General features: G+C 40.5%; 4 protein-coding genes. All 4 read left to right on the top strand.

Annotation, left to right across the window (positions count from 1 at the left end):
* Positions 1-1,043: conjugal transfer protein (locus ACFU9E_RS35325; RefSeq protein WP_380715681.1), on the top strand; the 1,043-nt coding region annotated here is incomplete at its 5' end.
* Positions 1,044-1,216: 173 nt separating this feature from the next.
* A complete protein-coding gene (locus tag ACFU9E_RS35320; protein ID WP_375838822.1) occupies positions 1,217-1,477 on the top strand; it encodes a TcpD family membrane protein in 261 nt (86 codons plus the stop codon).
* A 3-nt stretch (positions 1,478-1,480) separates the two neighbouring features.
* Entirely contained in the window at positions 1,481-1,948 is a 468-nt protein-coding gene (locus tag ACFU9E_RS35315) for a TcpE family conjugal transfer membrane protein (protein WP_104843700.1), read from the top strand.
* A partial coding sequence (locus ACFU9E_RS35310; RefSeq protein WP_380715679.1) for an ATP-binding protein occupies positions 1,887-3,540 on the top strand: 1,654 nt, incomplete at its 3' end. The genes ACFU9E_RS35315 and ACFU9E_RS35310, both read left to right, overlap by 62 nt.

Here is a 3,540-nt window from a genome sequence, read left to right as displayed (position 1 = left end):
GGCTAAAACCTGTTGAAAGGCGCAAAATCATTTATTTTCGCAATCCAATGAATGGGTTGAACGAAAAAAAAGAGGCGCTTGCTGCACCGTCTAAACAGAAAATGCAATCCGACCGCCCCAAGTTGACGGCGCAATTTATTGAAAGGGGGAGACAAATGGGATTAGGCGGTTTGAAAGAAAAAGTGTCCGACATTTTTTCAGACAATAAGATCAAGCGGAGCAAAAAAGAAAGCCGTAAATTGCCAAAGGCACGAAATGGTAAAGGCGCTGTCATATTTATTTGGCTGCTGATCGGTGTTGTTGGATTGTCTGGAATATTAGCTTTTGGTCGTTCGCAAAATGCACTGAATCGGTCTAAAGCTACTGCAACGGCACTCGCTGCTGTTACGGCTGGTCAGGATGAAAACGGATATGATGTTTACCGCAGTCCGAAAATGGAGATTTTCGCTAATCAAGTGGTCGATGAATACATGAATATTCCGCGCGATAGTGACCAAAAGAAGGCTCGTGAAGAAGCGCTCAAAAGTTATTATGCAGAAGGTTTAACGGTTGATCTAACTGGTGATGTAGGCGGATATAGGAAGTTGAATAATAAAACGCTGTATGATGTGCAGTTTGCCGATGATAAAGCGATCTTACAGTACCGTGTAGATTATGATAATGTCGCCGTTCAGGAAAAAGAGCGAGAGGTCGAGAAGAAAAAAGGCAAGAAAAAAGAAAAAGTGAAAGAGAAATACGAGGAGGAGAAAAAAACAGGCCGTTCTATGCTGCTGAATGTACCTGTAAAAGCTTCTAAAGGCGGTTATGCGGTTGTTTCTAACCTGTATTTTACGCCGTTGCCAGATGTGAAAACAAAAGGCGTACAAAGCGAAACTAACCCATTAGAAGATGAATCTGAAATTCAGGATGCACAGAAACAGCAGATTCAAAATTGGCTTAATGATTTCTTCAAAAAATATGCTGACGGAACGACAGATGATCTCACTTATATGATGGAGAAGCCGCAGGCTTTAAATTGGAAGCGTTCATTTGTCAGCTTATAAAATCTCAAAGTCTATGCTTCAGGGAAAAATGGTTATATCGTAAAAACCAATGCGAAATTCCAAGAAAAAGACCTTGGAATTGAGAATACAGAAAGCTTCACAATGCACTTAAGTAAACGTGATGGTAAGTATTTTGTTGAAAAAATGGAAAACACACTAGGAGGAAAATAACTATGATGAATTTTTTTGCAAATCCTGTTTTAGCTGCTAGCCTTCCGTCTCTCGGTAATTTAGCGGATTGGGTACAAACTGAAGGCGGAAATGCTGTTGCAATTGTTTTGGTTTGTTTCGGTGTCTTTTACCTATTTAGACAGGACATTAGTAAATTGATCGGATTTGTAATTGCCGCCGGATTCGTATTTTTCGCGGTAGGTAATCCAGAGAGACTTTTAAAGCAAATAGGTGACCTTGCTTACACTGTATTTGGGGGGTAAGGAATGAGGTCATACAACTATAAAAAAACAATGAATCACCCTATAACGCTGTATAAACTGGGGCCTTTGAATATGAATTTTGGACTCAGTTTGGTACGAGGAGCATTGTTCGCAGCAATACTCCTCGTAATGATTGCTTTTCGTAAGTTCTTTAATAGTATCGGCTCAATCATGCCAGGATTAACCCTCGTATTGTATGCTGGCATTCCTTGGCTGTTAAGCGGATTCCTTGTCAAACAGAAATATAACGGTAAGAAGATCCATCGTTTTCTGTTTGACTTTTCGAATTACTTTTTCATCGTATACCTGCCAAAGCGCAGATATGCCAATGACCAAGAGGTTTTATACTCAAATATTAAACAAGTAACCTTCGAAGATACAATTATTCGCAGGAAGGACGGTGATAACGGTGAAATTAAAGACGCCAATCAAAACCGTACACGACAATCTTATGCTGACCAAATCAGGTGAAATTTATGCTTATTACCGTATTAGCCCCGTTGTTGTGCCTCAGAGCAACAAAGAGAAACTGGAGGATCACAAAGCGGAGTTTAGGATACTGTTTAAAGAATTAGAAAAGTACAAGGATATTCACTTAGAAATGTACCCGCAGCACATGGACTTAGAGCAGCGTTTTGAGTATTTGGAGAAAGACTTTCATCCGAGCACCTTAGAGATCGGGCGATATTATAATCGTGAAACGATAAATATTTTAGAAAATGAGCTTGGCAGCGTCACGCAGCCAGATTTCATTCTCGGTGTACGCTTGAAAGGAAACCTCTTAGAAGGGTCAGAAGATATCAAAGGAGTTGTGAGGAATGCCTTTACGTCTGTTTCAGACGTATTGGTAAACCTTTTGGGATTGGAAAGAGAAATGACCGCAGAGTTTTTCCAACGATTTGAAGGGCTTGAAAAAGACCTTTTTCAACTGGTGGCAAGCGTTGGCGGTCGCCGGCTTACAGAAGATCAATTGATCTATATAAACCGATACAATTTCTTAAGAGATATACACCATAGTGTGGTTGAAGAACAAAAAAAGCGCGGTCAAACCAATATAACCGACGCTATCATTGATCCAACGGAACCCGGGTTTCTAAAGCTTCAGACAACTGAAGGGGAATGCTATACAAGTTTTGTCGTAGTCGATGACTTTCCCGAGGACATGGAATACTCCCACATTTTTCAAAAGGCGCAAAATTTAAATTTCCCCGTAGAGCTGCACATAAAAGCGCAATACCAGTCAAAAGAATCAACATTGAACAAAATTGCTTTAACAAAACAACGTTTCAAGCAAACGCAGCGGGATATGAGCGAGGTTGAAGAAATAGATGACAGGCTCCTATCTGGCCGTGAATTGCTTACCGATTTAAACAATAAAATCCGTAATCACAATTCACCATATTTGAAGTGGGTAGCGACTTTTGTTGTCAGCGGAAAGACTAAAAAGGAATGTAAGCACAGAGCAAGCGAAGTCATTAGGATCATGAAGCATTCACAAATCTATTGTGTGCGTCCTATCGCCGATCAGTTGCAGCTTTTCTATAAATTTTTGCATGGTGCACCGATGCAATTCGAAAAAAACTGGGTGCAGTCAACAACACATGAAGGCTTTGCAGAAAATCTTTTTGCCGTATCAAGCCGGCTTGGTTCGAATGTGGGGTTTTATTTCGGAAGAGTAGACAAATTTACAGAAAAAGTCCCGATCGACCAATCTATAGCCAGCAGTCGAGATATTGTGCTTTACCATCCGTTTATGGCTAATGAGGGAATCGCCGGTGCTTCTACCGACAGCCCACATGTAAATATTACAGGAGCAACTGGAAAAGGTAAGTCCTTTTTAGTGAAAATGATCCTGCTATATCTCTCTTTCTTGGATTGTCAGGTATTAATGACTGACCCAAAGGTGGAGGTACGAAAGTGGTTTACGAAAGCGATTAGTGATCCAGATGTACGGGTTAAGTATCCGATGTTTGTAGAATTGATTCGCTCATTCCACTACGTCACGCTTGATGCCTCTGATAAAAAGAATTTTGGCGTTTTAGACCCAATTATCTTCCTTGATG

Source organism: Kitasatospora sp. NPDC057595, from assembly GCF_042800875.1.
Classification (GTDB): domain Bacteria; phylum Actinomycetota; class Actinomycetes; order Streptomycetales; family Streptomycetaceae; genus Kitasatospora.
This window is presented reverse-complemented; position numbering and strand designations above follow the sequence as displayed.

Bases quoted from the DNA above. Each gene is read 5' to 3' on its own strand.
- ACFU9E_RS35320 (WP_375838822.1), top strand. From the start codon at position 1,217: ATGATGAATTTTTTTGCAAATCCTGTTTTAGCTGCTAGCCTTCCGTCT.
- ACFU9E_RS35315 (WP_104843700.1), top strand. From the start codon at position 1,481: ATGAGGTCATACAACTATAAAAAAACAATGAATCACCCTATAACGCTG.